19 protein-coding genes are annotated in these 16774 nt (G+C 37.1%); 8 read left to right on the top strand and 11 right to left on the bottom strand.

Annotated elements, in window-relative coordinates; translation table 11 throughout:
* Positions 1 to 341 precede the first annotated feature (341 nt).
* Both Q9306_RS12420 and Q9306_RS12415 read left to right on the top strand, forming a co-directional pair.
* The gene (locus Q9306_RS12420) at positions 342 to 1028 is read left to right on the top strand and encodes an MgtC/SapB family protein (RefSeq protein WP_306198816.1); all 687 of its coding nucleotides are present in this window, start codon (positions 342 to 344) and stop codon (positions 1026 to 1028) included.
* 222 nt (positions 1029 to 1250) lie between these two features.
* Positions 1251 to 2246 carry a potassium channel family protein gene (locus Q9306_RS12415; RefSeq protein WP_371932379.1) on the top strand — a complete coding sequence of 332 codons (996 nt, stop codon included), beginning with the start codon at positions 1251 to 1253 and terminating at the stop codon, positions 2244 to 2246.
* Here the strand turns inward: Q9306_RS12415 and Q9306_RS12410 are convergent.
* Positions 2236 to 2646, bottom strand: a complete 411-nt coding sequence (locus tag Q9306_RS12410) for a YugN-like family protein (protein ID WP_306198811.1) — start codon at positions 2644 to 2646, stop codon at positions 2236 to 2238. The two genes, Q9306_RS12415 and Q9306_RS12410, sit on opposite strands and share 11 nt — an antisense overlap.
* 412 nt (positions 2647 to 3058) lie before the next feature.
* A complete protein-coding gene (locus tag Q9306_RS12405; protein WP_306198809.1) occupies positions 3059 to 4411 on the bottom strand; it encodes a glucose-6-phosphate isomerase in 1353 nt (450 codons plus the stop codon).
* A gap of 262 nt (positions 4412 to 4673) precedes the next feature.
* Here Q9306_RS12405 and Q9306_RS12400 point away from each other — a divergent pair, with 262 nt between their 5' ends.
* A complete protein-coding gene (locus tag Q9306_RS12400) occupies positions 4674 to 4907 on the top strand; it encodes a DUF378 domain-containing protein (protein ID WP_035433268.1) in 234 nt (77 codons plus the stop codon).
* A 164-nt stretch (positions 4908 to 5071) separates the two neighbouring features.
* Here the strand turns inward: Q9306_RS12400 and yugI are convergent, their stop codons facing one another.
* The 3 genes from yugI to Q9306_RS12385 all read right to left on the bottom strand — a co-directional run bounded on the left by yugI (position 5072) and on the right by Q9306_RS12385 (position 7254).
* Positions 5072 to 5416: a S1 domain-containing post-transcriptional regulator GSP13 gene (gene yugI, locus Q9306_RS12395; protein ID WP_306198806.1), complete on the bottom strand. Its 345-nt coding sequence runs from the start codon at positions 5414 to 5416 to the stop codon at positions 5072 to 5074.
* Between the two features lie 156 nt (positions 5417 to 5572).
* Positions 5573 to 6763, bottom strand: coding sequence for an aminotransferase (locus Q9306_RS12390; protein ID WP_306198804.1), 1191 nt, complete (start codon positions 6761 to 6763; stop codon positions 5573 to 5575).
* Positions 6760 to 7254 (bottom strand): Lrp/AsnC family transcriptional regulator, encoded by a 495-nt coding sequence (locus Q9306_RS12385; protein ID WP_020062563.1) that lies wholly within the window; start codon positions 7252 to 7254, stop codon positions 6760 to 6762. The genes Q9306_RS12390 and Q9306_RS12385 overlap by 4 nt, the downstream gene beginning before the upstream one ends.
* A 118-nt stretch (positions 7255 to 7372) precedes the next feature.
* Between Q9306_RS12385 and Q9306_RS12380 the strand changes: the two genes are divergently transcribed.
* The gene (locus Q9306_RS12380; RefSeq protein ID WP_306198800.1) at positions 7373 to 8341 is read left to right on the top strand and encodes a 2-hydroxyacid dehydrogenase; all 969 of its coding nucleotides are present in this window, start codon (positions 7373 to 7375) and stop codon (positions 8339 to 8341) included.
* Positions 8342 to 8636: 295 nt separating this feature from the next.
* Here Q9306_RS12380 and Q9306_RS12375 read toward each other — a convergent pair whose 3' ends face one another.
* Positions 8637 to 9566, bottom strand: coding sequence for an AraC family transcriptional regulator (locus Q9306_RS12375; RefSeq protein WP_306198797.1), 930 nt, complete (start codon positions 9564 to 9566; stop codon positions 8637 to 8639).
* Positions 9567 to 9712: 146 nt separating this feature from the next.
* Between Q9306_RS12375 and Q9306_RS12370 the strand changes: the two genes are divergently transcribed.
* Positions 9713 to 10552, top strand: coding sequence for an alpha/beta fold hydrolase (locus Q9306_RS12370; protein WP_306198794.1), 840 nt, complete (start codon positions 9713 to 9715; stop codon positions 10550 to 10552).
* Between the two features lie 69 nt (positions 10553 to 10621).
* Here the strand turns inward: Q9306_RS12370 and Q9306_RS12365 are convergent, their stop codons facing one another.
* On the bottom strand, positions 10622 to 10873 hold the full coding sequence (locus tag Q9306_RS12365) for a DUF1871 family protein (RefSeq protein WP_306198791.1): 252 nt from the start codon (positions 10871 to 10873) through the stop codon (positions 10622 to 10624).
* A gap of 114 nt (positions 10874 to 10987) precedes the next feature.
* Between Q9306_RS12365 and Q9306_RS12360 the strand changes: the two genes are divergently transcribed.
* Positions 10988 to 12166, top strand: coding sequence for a MalY/PatB family protein (locus Q9306_RS12360; protein ID WP_306198788.1), 1179 nt, complete (start codon positions 10988 to 10990; stop codon positions 12164 to 12166).
* A 52-nt stretch (positions 12167 to 12218) separates the two neighbouring features.
* Here Q9306_RS12360 and Q9306_RS12355 read toward each other — a convergent pair whose 3' ends face one another.
* From Q9306_RS12355 to Q9306_RS12345, 3 genes are all read right to left on the bottom strand, one after another.
* Positions 12219 to 12713 (bottom strand): GyrI-like domain-containing protein, encoded by a 495-nt coding sequence (locus Q9306_RS12355; protein ID WP_306198785.1) that lies wholly within the window; start codon positions 12711 to 12713, stop codon positions 12219 to 12221.
* A 418-nt stretch (positions 12714 to 13131) separates the two neighbouring features.
* The gene (locus Q9306_RS12350) at positions 13132 to 13680 is read right to left on the bottom strand and encodes a superoxide dismutase family protein (protein WP_306198782.1); all 549 of its coding nucleotides are present in this window, start codon (positions 13678 to 13680) and stop codon (positions 13132 to 13134) included.
* 78 nt (positions 13681 to 13758) lie between these two features.
* Positions 13759 to 13929, bottom strand: a complete 171-nt coding sequence (locus Q9306_RS12345; RefSeq protein WP_306198779.1) for a hypothetical protein — start codon at positions 13927 to 13929, stop codon at positions 13759 to 13761.
* Positions 13930 to 14056: 127 nt separating this feature from the next.
* On the opposite strand from Q9306_RS12345, the gene kapB reads away from it, so the two are divergent.
* Positions 14057 to 14440: a kinase-associated lipoprotein KapB gene (kapB, locus tag Q9306_RS12340; protein ID WP_306198776.1), complete on the top strand. Its 384-nt coding sequence runs from the start codon at positions 14057 to 14059 to the stop codon at positions 14438 to 14440.
* 45 nt (positions 14441 to 14485) lie between these two features.
* Here kapB and kapD read toward each other — a convergent pair whose 3' ends face one another.
* On the bottom strand, positions 14486 to 15109 hold the full coding sequence (gene kapD, locus Q9306_RS12335) for a 3'-5' exonuclease KapD (RefSeq protein ID WP_306198773.1): 624 nt from the start codon (positions 15107 to 15109) through the stop codon (positions 14486 to 14488).
* Positions 15110 to 15442: 333 nt separating this feature from the next.
* On the opposite strand from kapD, the gene Q9306_RS12330 reads away from it, so the two are divergent.
* On the top strand, positions 15443 to 16768 hold the full coding sequence (locus tag Q9306_RS12330) for an ArsB/NhaD family transporter (protein WP_306198772.1): 1326 nt from the start codon (positions 15443 to 15445) through the stop codon (positions 16766 to 16768).
* The last annotated feature ends 6 nt before the right edge of the window (positions 16769 to 16774 follow it).

The following is a 16774-nucleotide window of genomic DNA, read 5'->3' as shown; positions in this document are numbered from 1 at the left end:
ATCAAACTCTCCAATAAAGTGTTTGTCTAGCATCATAAATAAAAATTGACGTTTCACGTTGTTTGTTTCGTTCAGTTTTCAAAGAACTTATCCGTCGCTCATTTGCGACTTCCTCATGTTAACATCTTTGTTTTTCGATGTCAACATTGTTTTTTTCTTGTTTTTCATTTCGCTTTCTGCTTTCGTGCATCAGCGACGTTTATTAATATAGCATGATGATTTCCGAAATGCAACACCCTTTTTCAATATTTTTTATAAAAAGTGTCCAACTTTCCTTCCTTGTACCATATACTGAAAATATCAGCTTATCTATTACACCAAATTACGGGGAGGAATACAAATTGGAACACTTCGATTTATTACTTAAGATAGGCCTCTCTGCCATTTTAGGATTTGCAATTGGTTTAGAACGGGAACTAAAGCGAAAGCCACTAGGTTTAAAAACTTGCTTAGTTATTTCTATTATCAGTTGTTTACTTACTATTGTTTCAATTAAAGCAGCTTACAATTTACCAAGTTCTATCTCAAACAGAATCACTATGGACCCCCTCCGCTTAGCAGCTCAAGTTGTATCGGGAATTGGTTTTTTAGGAGCGGGAGTTATTTTACGTAGAGGTAACGACAGCATCGCAGGCTTAACTACTGCTGCCATGATTTGGGGCGCATCAGGAATTGGTATCGCAGTGGGCGCAGGTTTTTATTTAGAAGCTATTTCTGGTATGTGTTTCCTCATGATTAGCGTAGAACTTATTCCTTTTGTTATGAATATTTTAGGCCCAAAGTCTCTTAGACAGCGCGAAATTGCGGTAAACCTTGTCGTAAATAGTATGGAAAATATCCCTACAGTCATCGATGATATAAAAAAGATGGATATAAAAGTTAAAAATATGAAACTTAAAACATTAGAAAATGGAGCTCATTTTCTGCAAATGAAGCTATCTGTTGATCAAAAAATGCGTACAGCTAATGTATACTATGCAATTCAACAGCTTGATAGCGTTCAACAAACCGAAGTGGAAAGCATCTGACAACTCCCTCACTCATGAGGGGGTTTTTCTTTTTTCATAATGGCAACAATATAACTATATAAATCCAAGTTAGAAAACCGACATAAAAACCTTTTTTAGGTGAGCGAGAGCGTCTGGCCATGCGCAGAAGCGGTTAGGGCCTTTTTTTCTGCATAGCAGCAATCTATATGTGGAGAAGTCAAAATGGATTTATATATATTGATACAGGAGGAGCTACAAACATTGAATGTAAGAAGTAGTATTTTAGATACATTTCGCAATTCTATTATTTTACGACTGGTCACCTTAATTGGTTTATTCATCCTGTTCTTCGGATTTCTTATTCACAAATTAGAACCCGTTCACTTTCAATCATGGTTTGATGGTATATGGTGGGCACTTGTCACAACATTCACTGTTGGATACGGCGATTACGTTCCTCATAGTATACAAGGAAGAATCCTCGCGATCATTCTCATTTTATTAGGAACCGGATTTGGTTCTTATTATATGGTATCTTTTGCGACCGAAATGATTAGTAAACAATATATGAAAATAAAAGGTGAAGAGGCTGCCTCTTGCCATAAACATATGATTGTTGTCGGCTGGAACGAACGTGTGAAACACGTAGTAAGTCAAATGCGCGTATTACAACCAAACCTTGATATTGTTCTTATAGATGAAACACTCCCTCTGCTACCGAAGTCATTTCATCATCTACAATTTATTAAAGGTTGTCCTCATCATGATCACATTTTACTCAAAGCAAATATTCGTACTGCGCATACTATTTTGATTACAGCTGACAAAGAAAAAAGCGAGAGCTCTGCTGATACACAGTCTATTTTAACCATCTTAACAGCGAAAGGATTAAACCCAACTATATATTGTATCGTTGAAATGTTAACTTCCGATCAAATTCATAACGCGAAACGAGCAGGTGCAACAGAAATTATTGAAGGAAATAAATTAACGAGTTATGTATTTGCCGCTTCTTTATTATTTCCTTCGATTTCAGAAGTACTATTTACTATTTACAATGAAATTACTGCAAATAAATTACAACTTCTGCATACTCCTGAACAATACGATGGTGAAACTTTCGAATATTGTAACTGCGATTTATTAAAACAAAATATACTTTTACTTGGTTTACAACGTGACGGACACTATCATATAAATCCGATTCATTCCTTTACTCTGCAAAAAAATGATCTACTGATTGTAATTAAACATTAAGCAAGTATCCTTCTAATTCTCGAACTAAAGCTTTCCCAATATCAATATATTTTGCTTGAATATCTCCGTCTGGATCTTTCGGTTCTGCAAACTGATCAAAAGACGTCATCCCTGCTGTAAATGTATTTACTTCATCATCTAATTCGTCTTGATACACATGTGACAGAAGGTACGGTGTATCAAGGCTAACGATAACTCCATTTACATCAAGCTCTCCTTCAATGGCTGTAAACGGTAAGCGTAAAAATTGATATCCTCCCTCTTCATCTATTTTATAATCGAAACATCCCTTCTCATAATCCCAATTTCCGCCGATTGTATAGCCCAGCGGCTTTAATGTTTCTTCCAATTGGAAAAGAGCAAAGGTTTGTCCTTCTAGCTTCGAATGAATCTGAATCAAATGGATCATCCTTTCTAGATTTTTTTTAGCATTCCCGATTCGTGCTGTATATATCGGCGATTTTTTCAATATATCGGCGATTCGACACAAAATAAAGATTCCTCGACATTATTCGGCGAGCATTCACTAAAAAAAGCCGTTGGGATAATCCCAACGGCTCCGCTTTTCTTATTGTCTAGCTCCAGCGGCTAGAATGGTCGGTGGCTTCGCGCCTTCCTGCGAGGCAGAAAACACCTCTACGTCAGGAGCTCCATCCATCTCCCATTCTAAACGAGCCGCCTCCGCTTTTCTTATTGTCTAGCTATGCCTCCTAGCCCCTCCCGTCTAAGAACCTTCCGCACAAGAAAGTAAAAAACACTTTCTGTGCGAAAGAACCTTAGCCGACGGGCCTAAACAGTCGGCTCCGCTTTTCTTATTTCAAACGTTCTTCTAATTCTGCTTTTAGTTCTTCGAATCCTGGTTTTCCAAGCAATGCAAACATGTTTTTCTTGTATGCTTCTACGCCTGGTTGGTCAAAGGGATTTACGCCTAGTAGGTAGCCGCTCATCGCACATGCTTTTTCGAAGAAGTATACGAGATAACCGAATGTATACTCATTTAATTCAGGAATGTTTACGATTAAGTTTGGTACACCGCCATCGCTATGTGCAAGTAGTGTTCCTTCGTATGCTTTCGTATTAACGAAGTCTACAGTTTCACCAACAAGGTAGTTTAATCCATCTAAATCGTTCTCATCTAATTCAATTTTTAGTTCATGTGTAGATTTCCCTACTTTTAGAACTGTTTCAAATAGGTCACGGCGTCCTTCTTGAATGTATTGACCTAAAGAATGAAGGTCAGTTGAGAAGTTTGCAGAAGATGGGAAAATACCTTTTTGATCTTTTCCTTCACTCTCACCAAATAATTGTTTCCACCATTCAGAAAAATATTGAAGTGCTGGCTCATAGTTCACAAGCATTTCAATTGTTTTTCCTTTATTGTATAAAGCATTACGTACAACCGCATATTGGTAAGCTGGGTTTTCTTCAAGCTCTGATTTCGCAAAATCATCATGAGCTGCACTTGCACCTTGCATCATTTCTTCGATATTTAAACCACTTACAGCAATCGGTAATAAACCAACTGGTGTTAATACAGAGAAACGTCCGCCAACATCATCTGGAATCACGAATGTTTCGTAGCCTTCTTCGTCAGCTAATGTTTTTAAAGCACCGCGCGCTTTATCTGTTGTTGCGTAAATGCGTTTACGCGCCTCTTCTTTTCCATATTTCTCTTCTAATAACTTGCGGAAAATACGGAATGCAATTGCAGGTTCTGTTGTTGTACCTGATTTGGAAATGACGTTAATCGAGAAGTCCTTACCTTCTAATACATCCATTAAATCTTTCATGTAAGTGGAGCTAATGTTTTGTCCAACAAATAGCACTTGTGGAGTTTTGCGCTGTTCTTTAGACAGCATATTGTAGAAAGAATGATTTAACATTTCAATCGCTGCTCGTGCTCCTAAGTAAGAACCACCAATACCAACAACAAGTAAAATGTCAGAGTCATTTTTAATTTTCTCCGCGCACTTTTGAATGCGAGAAAATTCTTCTTTATCGTATGTAAGCGGAAGTTCTACCCAACCTAAGAAATCGTTTCCTGCTCCTGTTTTTTCATGAATTGCATGGTGTGATACTTTTACTACATCACGTAAGTATGTTAGCTCGTGTTCACTAATGAACGATAATGCTTTTGAATAATCAAACGTTACATGTGTGCTCATTTTTTTGCCTCCAATACAGTATGTATATGTATTTCTTTCTTCACTTTAGCGAAACCACCGTTGTAAATCAAGCGAACCACAAATTGTAAGCGTACCCAATTTGTTTTTTTTACAAAATCGTCATATCTCCTGTTTTTTCGATGAGAAATTTAATTTTTTTTGTATAAGAAGGGCAAAAGGTATCCATTCTATAAAAGAAGCTTGATTCAGCGAGTAAACGTAGCTCGTTTGTGCTTCATCATTTAAGGAGGGACTGCTTAAGATGAGTACATTACAACGCATTGCTTTAGTATTTACGATTATTGGCGCAGTAAACTGGGGACTCATTGGCTTCTTTCAATTCGATTTAGTAGCAGCTATCTTCGGCGGACAAGATACAGCACTTGCTCGAATTATCTACGGCATTGTAGGTATTTCAGGTTTAATTAACCTTGGTTTATTATTTAAACCTTCTGAAGAACTTGGAACACACCCAGAAGCACGTCAAGTTCGATAACTTATGATATTATAAAACATAGATCTCCGCTTGCTTGTAAACAAGTGGAGGTCTATCCTACCTTCCGACATACGGACGTTTCTTTATTCTGATTACAAGAAACGTTTGATTCTTTTATATCATAACGTAACACAAATAAAAGCAGGGAGCATGGCTCCCTGCTTTTATTTTGTAATCTGCGATTCTTCAATCCACTCTGTTAACTTGTCTCGTAATGTATTAAATCCATTTGCAGATGGATTTGGAATACGTACTTTCCCTTGTTTCCGTTTGGCAGCCTTCAATGACAAACTCATTTTTCCGTTCTTCTCATCAACTGAAAGTACCTTTACTTCCACTTCATCTCCAACTTTTAAAAAATCATGAATATCTTTTACATATCCATTTGTAATTTCAGATATGTGCACAAGCCCTTGTGTTTCTTCATCTAATGCAACAAATGCTCCGTAATCTTGAATCCCTGTTACTTTCCCCTTCACAACCACTCCAGTTGTATATTCATTTAACATAAGAAACACTCCCATATGTTTACCTTTTGTATTAGTAAATTATACCACCTAGTTGACTTTCATTCAAAATTCATGAAAAAAATTCCTTTTACATGTATAAATCTTCAAATATGGGGATAAAATACTAACACATGGCTTTCTAGTATTCCCCCCCTTTTATGGACAAAACGTATTGCGTTTTGTCCTTTTTTCATTCTCTACAAACCGCTTCATACGTTTCATCGCTTCCATAAGCTGTTCAAGTGACGTTGCATACGAACAGCGAATAAACCCTTCGCCGCTCTCACCAAATACACTTCCAGGTACAACAGCTACTTTTTCTGCTAACAATAAACGTTCAGCGAATTCCGCTGAAGATAATCCCGTCGAACGAATCGAGGGAAAGACGTAAAATGCTCCGCCAGGCATATGACACTCTAATCCCATTTCATTAAATGAAGTTGTCATAAAGTTTCGGCGTTGTTTATAACTCTCACGCATACGAATAACCTCTTGTTCTCCTGAGCGCAGTGCTTCTAGTGCCGCGAATTGAGACATCGTCGGTGCGCACATCATCGAATATTGATGAATTTTTAACATGATAGCCGCAAAATGTTGAGGAGCTGCAATTAAACCGAGGCGCCAGCCGGTCATCGCAAAGCCTTTTGAAAAACCAGAGATTAAAATCGTATGATCACGCATATGTTTCACACTTGCAAAACTTGTATATGTTTCATCATAAACAAGCTCAGCATAAATCTCGTCTGATAATACAATCAAATTGTATTTCTCCACAATAACAGCAAGTTTCTCCAATTCTTCTTTATTTAAGAGCGTTCCTGTCGGATTGTTTGGAGAACATAGTAAAATCGCTTTCGTATTCGATGTAATCGCCGATTCAATTTGGTGCGGCTGCACTTTAAATTCATCCTCTGGAGATGTAGACACAAGCACCGGTACACCGCCCGCTAACGTAACAAGCGGCGCATATGATACAAAGCTTGGTTCAATAATAATTACTTCATCACCGGGATTAACAATGGTACGCATTGCCACATCTAACGCCTGACTCGCTCCAACTGTTACAATGATTTCTTCTTTCGGATCATAAACTACCGAAAACTGTTTGTGTAAATATTTCGAGATTTCCTCGCGCAGCTCTAATAATCCAGCATTCGCAGTATAAGCTGTATACCCTTCTTCTAGCGAACGAATGCACGCTTGTCTTACATTCCAAGGAGTAACGAAGTCAGGTTCTCCAACCCCTAATGAAATAACCCCTTTCATACCGGCAGCCAAATCAAAGAACTTACGAATACCGGATGGTTGTAAAGATTCTGCTACCTTTGATAATTCAAATTTACTCACGGTGCCACCACAATTCGTTTATCATCATCTTTGTTTTCATATATAATTCCCTCATGTTTATACTTTTTCAAAATAAAATGCGTTGTCGTTGATACAACAGATTCAATTGTCGCTAACTTCTCCGCAACAAACGTTGCAACTTCAGCCATTCCTTTTCCTTCTATCGTAATGGAAAGGTCATATGTCCCTGACATTAAATACACCGACTTCACTTCTGGATAACGATAAATTTGTTCTGCTACCGCATCAAATCCAACACCATGCTTCGGTGTAACTTTCACATCAATCATTGCCGTTAAACCTGTGTGTTCTTTTACTTTTGTCCAATCAATCAGCGTTACATAATCGACAATCACTTTTTCTCTTTCTAATTTTTCAAGGATTGCTATTACTTCTTCTACATCTATGTTTAACATTTTGGCTAATGTTTCTTCAGATAATCGGCTACTTTTTTCAAGACAAGCTAACAATTCTAATTCTTTTTCTGTCATTGCAATCTCCCTTTCTTTTTTGTATATTTTCTAAATTATACAGACAGCTTTTCCGATTTGAAAAGAAGATTTTTTTCAGGAATTATGTGACAATACATAATGGAAAGGGGCTGGAGCTATGAAACAAAGAGTCTACATTGCAGAAAAAGTTCCTGCATTTGTTGAAGAATATATTGCTGAGCATTATGAGTACGAAAAGTGGGATGGTAATGAAAAAATCCCGCGTCACGTCTTATTAGAGAAAGTAAAAGATAAACACGGACTATTAAATTTCGGGGCTAGTATTGATGATGAACTACTCGAAGCTGCTCCGCAATTGAAGGTCGTAAGTAATATTTCTGTCGGCTATGATAACTTCAATATCGAAGCCATGAAGAAAAGAAACATAATCGGAACGAATACACCATACGTGTTAGATGATACTGTCGCTGATCTTGTCTTTGCGTTAATGTTATCTGTATCGCGCCGCGTTTGTGAACTTGATTGTTACGTAAAGTCAGGACAATGGAATGCGGAAATTGGCAAAGGGCATTTCGGCTTAGATGTTCACCATCAAACGATTGGAATTATCGGTATGGGGCGTATCGGCGAAGTCGTTGCAAAACGTGCAAAATTCGGTTTCGATATGGACGTTTTGTACTATAATCGAAGCCGTAAAGAAAAAGCAGAACAGGAGCTTGGCGCAACATATTGCGAATTAGAAACGTTACTGCAAAAAGCAGATTTCATCGTTCTTCTTACACCATTAACAGAAGAAACGTATCATTTCATCGGGGAAAAAGAATTTGATTTGATGAAAGAAACAGCTATTTTCATTAATGCATCCCGCGGGAAAACAGTAAATGAAGCCGCCTTAATTGAAGCATTGCAGCAAAAGAAGATTTTCGCGGCAGGCATTGATACATTCACACAAGAACCAATCGAAAAGGAGAACCCGTTGTTATCTCTAACAAATGTCGTGACGCTCCCTCACATTGGTTCAGCGACGTTAAAAACACGCCGAACTATGGCAATGACAGCAGCAAAAAATTTAGTAGCTGGATTGCAAGGGAAGACACCGCCGAACGTTGTGAATGAACTAAAATAATGAGAAAGCGCCTGTTTGTCAAAACAGGCGCTTTCTCATACCCTTTTTGTAACTACTCAGCTATACCTTTTAGAAATTTAGAAAAGGGGATGATTTTAGTGAAAGTGTGTCTCTCTATTACTTATAAATTCATTTTTTGACATGTAGACTGTTGTCATGCAAACAGGGCAGGAGCCTGCACTTATTGTCTACTTTTGTTTTCAAACCTTGCACGTGGCGGAAAAAAGCCCTGACCGCTCCTATGCATCGCCAGTCCCTCTCGTTTATTTAAAAAAAATGCTTTTCTGTCGGTTTTTCATAAAGTAACTGAGTAGTTACCCCTTTTTTTAATAGGAACGTATAAGTCAACCTTTGCTTTTCCTTCTGGATCAGTTGCCGGGTTATTCATACAAAATTCAAGGCACGGTTTATCATCTGCATCGTACTCACTATTAGGTAACCATTGTCCAAAGATACTTTGATAAGCAAGAGCAAATTTATCGAGAGTATCGTAAAACTGATACAAAGCGTAAGTGCCGCCTTGCAACGTTTTATATTGTATGTCATCATTATTTTCTTTATAGAAGTCTTTCGGGATTGTTACACACGCATCGTAGCGACAAGCATATTCATCAACAAAATTAGGATCATCTAATGAAATTCCAATCGAATATTTTGTTTGGTCAATTCCATGTTTATGTGCCCATTCCCCTAATTTACTCCATGCACGAAACGTTTCTAAATAACTCCCAACGTGTCTCACATACGCTACTTCATAATCAGGTAATTCTTTAATCGTAATATTCATTGTCCATATCCTCCTTAACAAGTTATTGTTGCTACCATTAGCGTAGCAAACGGAGGCAGACATCTCTTCTTGATTCTTGCTCATATATAACGAAATATTGCTATTATGAAAATTATTTTTCCTAACATCAGTAGGAACGATATGAAAGTGCTTTTTAAATAATGCATGAAATGTTGAAGCTGATTCAAAACCACAGAGATTACCTATCTCTAATATTGATTTGTTCGTTTCTGTTAAGTAGTATACCGATTTTTGAAGACGCTTTTTATTGACAAAAGACATCGGGGTTTCGCCAATAATAGCTTTAAAAATCTTACTAAAATGATGCTTGGAAAAGTTCGATACTTGAGCTAATGAATCAAGATTAATTTTTTCCGCGTAGTGGGCTTCAATATATTTTATAACCGTTTCAATTCGAGTTTGATAATCATTGTTCATATAAATCCCCCTACTCCTTCGTTAATAACAGCTTTCAATTCTCCTAAAAAATTCTCCCTTACTACTGCTTTTCCTTCTCGTTTCATCTAGGATAATTCACACTCAAAAAGGAGATGATATGAACAAAAAACAACGGAGTGATGAAGATGGAAAACGAAGTTCAACTCCCTCACTTCACCTTTTCTACAAGAGGGATGACGATTCATTATGAGCTCTATCAGTCTTTCAATGCCGAAGAAAAACCAACATTTGTTTTAATTCACGGGTTTCTCTCTTCAACCTTTAGTTATCGGCGTCTCATTCCCCTTTTAACAAAGCAAGGGAATGTGATTGCCCTAGACCTACCGCCATTTGGAAAAAGCGATAAACCTTGTCATTTCACATACTCTTATGGGAACCTCGCAACGATCGTCATTGAGCTTATCGAACATTTACAAACAAAACACGTTATTTTAGTAGGCCATTCGATGGGCGGGCAAATTGCGTTATATGTAAACAAATTGCGGCCTGACTTAATCCAAAAGACGGTTCTTTTATGCAGTTCAAGTTATTTATCACGGGCGAAGCTTCCGCTTATCTATACTTCCTATTTGCCGTTCTTTCATTTATACGTAAAAAATTGGATTGTAAGGCGAGGCATCATCCATAATTTAATGAACGTTGTTCACGATCATTCTTTAATTGATGATGAAATGATGCAAGGCTATGCAGCACCTTTTTATGATAATCGCATCTTCCCAGCACTGACTCGCATGATTCGCGATCGCGAAGGAGACTTAACGTCAAAAGAACTGCAAAAAATCTCAACACCTACTTTGCTCATTTGGGGAGAAAAAGATCGTGTTGTTCCTATTGAAGTTGGACACCGCCTGCACAATGACCTGCCGCATTCATACTTTATTTCTTATGAAAACACAGGACATTTATTACCTGAAGAAAAACCAGAGCACGTATACGAAGAAATTATGACTTTCTTAGCAAATTAAGAAAACAAAAGGCAGATATCAAAAAGTTCGCATTCATGAACTTTTTGATATCTGCCTCTACAGAAAAAACTATAGACTACAGCTACCGCCATCTTTTAATAACAACAACTGTTCTGCTAACCATTGACACTTTTCAATAGGTAATGTTCTATCAAATGATATTAAATAAATGTGCTGTATTTTCTTTGCGATATATTTTGCATCATCAAACGTACTTACAATGTAGACGATGTCGCTTGCTTCCGTTTCATAAAATTCCGGCCCCATTTGAAACGGGTCCCAATTCTTCACAAAGTCTATCATCTTCTCATATGTCCCCATACACTTCCCGCCTTTTTCTTAAATTCCACTTCCCTTTATCGTATCATATCAGCTATGCTAGAAGAAATGGGAGAAAATTCAATATATTTGTTCTAATCGAAGGGAGTAATACATATGGGGAACTTTAACGAAATGATAAATCGCCGCGGAACAAACTCCGTTAAATGGGATACACATAAAAACGAGGAACTTCTTCATGCCTGGATTGCAGACATGGACTTCCCTGTTCCCTCACCAATTCAAGATGCTTTAACAAAACGTTTACAACACCCTATTTTCGGTTATAACACTTCAAGTGAACAAGTAAAAGAAGCAATTTGTCATTGGGTAAAAACACAATACAATTGGGTTATTGAAAAAGAATGGCTTGTCTTTAGCGCTGGCATCGTTCCTGCACTTAGTGTTTCTGTACAAGCTTTTACTGAAAAGCAAGATTCAGTGCTTGTACAACCGCCTGTATATCCACCATTTTTTGAAATGGTAACAACGAATGGACGCCAAGTGCTGACCAATCCGCTGTACTTAGAAAACGGTGTTTACAAAATGGATTTTGAACAGTTAGAGAAACAATTTCAGCAAGGTATAAAACTAATGTTTCTGTGTAGTCCTCACAATCCAATTGGACGTGTATGGACAGCAGAAGAGCTCACAAAACTCGGTGCACTCTGCGAATTATATGATGTAACCGTCATTGCAGACGAAATTCATGCTGACATTATCTTTAATGGACGTAAGCATATTCCACTTGCCTCTTTATCATCAAACTTAGCGAAGCGAACTGTTACATGCATCGCCCCAAGTAAAACATTTAATATCGCTGGGCTGCAAGCATCAGTTATTATTATTCCAAATGAAAAGCTGCGAAATGCCTTTACCGCTGTGCAACATCGCCAAGGCTTTCATGGTTTAAACACATTTGCTTACGCAGCCATACAAAGTGCGTACACAGAATGCAATGAATGGCTAGCAGATCTGTTAGCTTATATAGAAGAGAATGCACAATTTGCATGTGACTTTATTAAACAGCATATTCCGCAACTATCCGTCATTCAGCCAGATGGTACGTTCTTACTTTGGATTGACTGTTCCAAACTTGGACTAACACAAAGTGAACGAATGGAATTATTAGAGACAAAAGGAAAAATCATCGTAGAACCTGGAGAAAAATTCGGTGCCGGCGGTGAGCAACATATTCGTTTAAATATTGGCTGTCCGCGCTCCGTATTAGAAGATGCGCTCCGCCGCTTACAATATACCTTTTCATGCAATTCCAAGGAAAAGCTATCTATGTGACTTGAATCTAGTTATTATAGTAAAAGAGCTGGAAATATTCTTTCCAGCTCTTTTATTTATCAGTATTTTTAGCTTTTATCGGTATCCACACTTCTTCTTTTGCGTTCACATCATCCGGACGATAATCATCAGCCATAACTTCAAAATGCTCCCTTACATCTAAACTATAATTTGACTTCGGTAACCACTCTTGAAAAATATACTGGAATGTACTCAAATCAGAAGCTGTTCCTTGATGTATGAAAACAGCATATAAGCCGCCTGCTAGCGTATGCGTGGATAATTCTGAAGAAGTATCTGTTTCGAAATGTTCCACCTCAACAGCAGCCCATTTTTCATAACTATAGTTCATATCACTTAAATTTAAAGGCGTTTTTAACACCTTTATAGAAAGAAAACAGGAGTTGCTTCTGTATGGGATACAATTTCTTAATGGCATAAATGTTTTCCATATTCCCATTGTAACTTCAGGATCCTTTGCAAAAGTTGTTTCTTTCCTAACTCCAACAATTTTTTTGGCCGGGATATTTATTATTTTAGGTTCCATTCTTTTCTTTCCTCTCATCCTTACTATTCAACATGAATATCTATACTAGAAGTTTGATTAAGGTTTATCTTTCTTATGTATGTACGTGTTCTATTATAAAGTGAAACTTTAATCAGCCCTCACCAATTGGGCTTTTACGGACAGTTTATCTCCCACCGAACATTCTAGCCACTGAAGCGGGACAAAGGTTTTTCTGGATAATTTCCCTAAAGATAATCCCAATCATATATCAACTGAAAAAACTATACATACTTTGGTAAAATATATTTTAGTGTACTCTCTATATAAATACAAATTGAAAAAACAAACTTAAAGACCGTGCACAATTATCATATATTTCCTTTTCCTACTTATGCCATCAAAATATAGAAAGGCCGCCATATTTTTTCTAGGCGACCTTTCAAATGTTCAGTTTTCTTTATTTTTCTTTTTCCTTTTTTAGATCCGAAGCTTTTTTCACAATGATACCGCATGCAATTCGTTTCCCCGAATTTCCAGCTGGTTGTGTCATCCCATCATCTGCATTTTCCGTAATAATAAGTGATGCACCGTCTTTTCTGTTCATCGTTGTTTTTCCTTCTTTTAAGTTCACTTGCGGTGCCGTGATATCCACCTTAATCTTTCCTTCACCATCTGCAATCACATTCGGCAAATCTCCATTTTCAAACCCTTTTGGGTTTAATAACCCATGCTTTTTATTATTTGGATTAAAATGATTCCCAGCAGAAGTAAAGTCCGGCGCTTGGCATTGCCCTACTTCATGAATATGTAATCCGTGTACACCAGGTGTAAGCCCCTCTGCTTTAATCGAAATCTTTACTCCACTTGATTGCTGAATAACCTTCGCCGTTCCTACTTGATCTCCGGAAGCATTATACAACTTCACTTCTATTTCTTTCGGGTTCTCTTTCGCACATCCGGTAAAGAGGATCGCTGCAAAACATCCCAATACGAGTTGCTTTTTCATCCGTGTTCCCTCCAAACTCATTCTGTTCTTATATTGTCCGAGCCTAGAAGGAAACATACAAAAACAACTTTTCCCTAATTACCGATTTTCCATAATGCGTTTTTCTATCTCTTTCAATTTTTCCGCCTCTCGCTCTGATGATTTAATAAACATACGCCACGTCGCAATTGCTCCAATGATAAATAGTACACATACAATGGCTGGTATAATATATTCTGTCTTATCTTCCGGAAAGTATAAAGGCATCATAACTGTTCCCTCCTTTGTTCATTTCCTTGCTACAATAAATTATACAGAAAATTCAGTCTGAACAAAACTTCCTTTCTTCTTTGACTCATTCCCTTCCATTGCTTACTATAAAACTGAGGTGAAAAATATGAATGAAACATTCCAAATTGGCGATATTGTAACAGGTATTTATAAAACAGGTAAGTACATCGGAGAAATTACAAACATCCGTCCGCAACATTATCTTGTAAAAGTTCTAGCTGTCGTGAAACATCCTATACAAGGCGACCTACATAATGTAAAACAAGCCGACGTACCTTTTTTCCATGAACGCCGCGCCTTATCATTTCGTGAACAAACAAATATTCCGCAATCAATGGTGAAACGTTATGAAGGCGATGTACCAGATTATAAAGAATCACTGCAAACAGCATTAACAGAACAAATCATGCAATTACAAGAAGACGACACGCCATTCGCAGAGCGCAGCTTACAAATGCTAGAACAATTAAAACATGATTATCAATTGTAAAAACAACAAAACGACCAAACTACAATTAAAATTGTAATTTGGTCGTTATTGTGCACTTACTCTTTTTAATACTTTTGAAAAGTCTACAAGTTCACCAAGTGTCGGAGGAGCTGGTTTTACTAAGTATTGTTTATCTTTCTCCACAAGTTTAAAAATATTATATGTCGTCATCGCATCATCTAACGCACAGTGATGCTTACCTGTTCCAACCTTTCCGTATGCTTCAATCGCTTTCCATAATCCAGTTTGATTTCGCTCTCCAAAAAAACGCTTATACTCTAATGATAAGTCACGACATTGTCCTGCAAATGGATAAGGAATATTCGCTACTTCACAATTATGCTTTAGCACTTTCATATCCATATTTCCCCACGTCACAACCGTTGTAGTGCAACGTTTTTCATAGTTTGCTAATCGTTCAACAAGCATTGCAAATGAAATCCCATTATCCACTGCTTCTTGCCCAATTCCTAAAAATGTTTTGCACCGCTCTGTTAATGCCGAAAAAGTTGCTGGTTTTACATAAGAAGAATACGTATCAACTACAACATGATTCACAACCGAAACAATTCCAACCTCAATAATTTCTGGAAAAAAACCTTTTGGCTTTTTACGATTTTGAGGCATCGTGAACTCAAAATCTAAAAATAAAAGTTGTTGTTCATCCATACGATCCCTTCCTTATTAACTCTTCCATTTTCATCCAGTATACCATAACAAATCACGACGAACACTTTTGAATTTACGAATTTTAATGTAGAGACCAAATCCAAATGAAACTTTCACTTCATACATTCCATAAGGTGTATCTTATATATATGTCAAATAGCAGCAAATATTTTCAAAAACAAGAAAATGGCTTAATTCATTTTTGCAGAAAATATGACAAAACAAGGGCTTTCATTTACAACATACATTTTTCTACTTTATAATGGCTTTAATTGTGTTTATTTCGCAATTGTATCAAATAATAAGAAAAACTTCTGAGAGGAGATGAGATTTTTGCACGAAACAACACAAGAAATTGCAAACTGGCAATACTACTTTGCAATTGTTGTCTTTTTAGTTACATATGCCATTATCATTTCTGAAAAAATTAATCGTGCTGTCATCGCGCTGCTCGGTGCAGCCTTAATGGTCATTGTAGGCGTTGTGGATTTACATAACGCTTTTACAAAGCATATTGAATGGGGAACGATTACCTTACTTATTGGTATGATGATTTTAGTTAACATTACAAGTAAGTCGGGAGTCTTTCAGTACGTTGCGATTAAATCCGCAAAGAAAGCAAAAGGAAATCCAATTCGCATTTTAATTGTTCTTTCCTTACTAACTGCAGTTGGGTCTGCTTTTTTAGACAACGTGACAACTGTTCTTCTCGTTGTACCAGTTACACTATCCATCACACGTATTTTACAAGTTAATCCCGTTCCATATTTAATATCAGAAATTATTTTCTCAAATATCGGCGGAACGGCTACACTTATTGGTGACCCGCCAAACATTATGATTGGCTCATCAAATAAACATCTAGATTTTAATGCCTTTTTAGTGAACTTAGCTCCAATTGTTATTATTATTATCGCTGTAACAGCGGTTATATTGTACTTCGTATACAGAAAACAATTAGTAGCTGATCCGATTCAAATTAAAAAATTAATGAGTTTAAATGAAAAGCAATATATTAAAGATCCAGTGCTGATGAAAAAATCATTAACGGTACTTGGACTTACAATTATCGGCTTTATGACACACTCTATTTTTCATATTGACGCAGCAGTTATCGCTTTAACAGGGGCAACTGTATTAATGTTAATCGGCGTGAAGGAACATGAAATTGAAGATGTGTTTGCACACGTTGAATGGGTTACGATTTTCTTCTTTGCTGGCTTATTCGTTCTCGTTGGTGGTCTTATTGATATCGGTTTAATTAAGTCATTAGCACAGCAAGTATTAAATGTAACTGGCGGTGACATTTCCTTTGCTTCTGTACTTATTTTATGGGTATCAGGTATCGCCTCTGCAACGATTGATAACATTCCGTTCGTGGCAACAATGATTCCACTTATTAACGATATGACAGTTGGACTTGGCTTAACACCATCCGATGCACAAGTTGATGTACTTTGGTGGTCATTAGCACTCGGTGCTTGTTTAGGTGGAAACGGAACATTAATCGGGGCATCTGCAAACGTAATTGTTGCAGGTATCGCAAACCGCGAAGGACATGGCTTTAGCTATATGGAATTCTTAAAAGTCGGCTTCCCAATTACAATTGTTTCATTAATCATTTCGAACATTTATATTTATTTACGTTACTTAATGTAACGTAAA

It is taken from the genome of Bacillus multifaciens, assembly GCF_030756675.1.
Lineage (GTDB): Bacteria > Bacillota > Bacilli > Bacillales > Bacillaceae_G > Bacillus_A > Bacillus_A multifaciens.
This window is presented reverse-complemented; position numbering and strand designations above follow the sequence as displayed.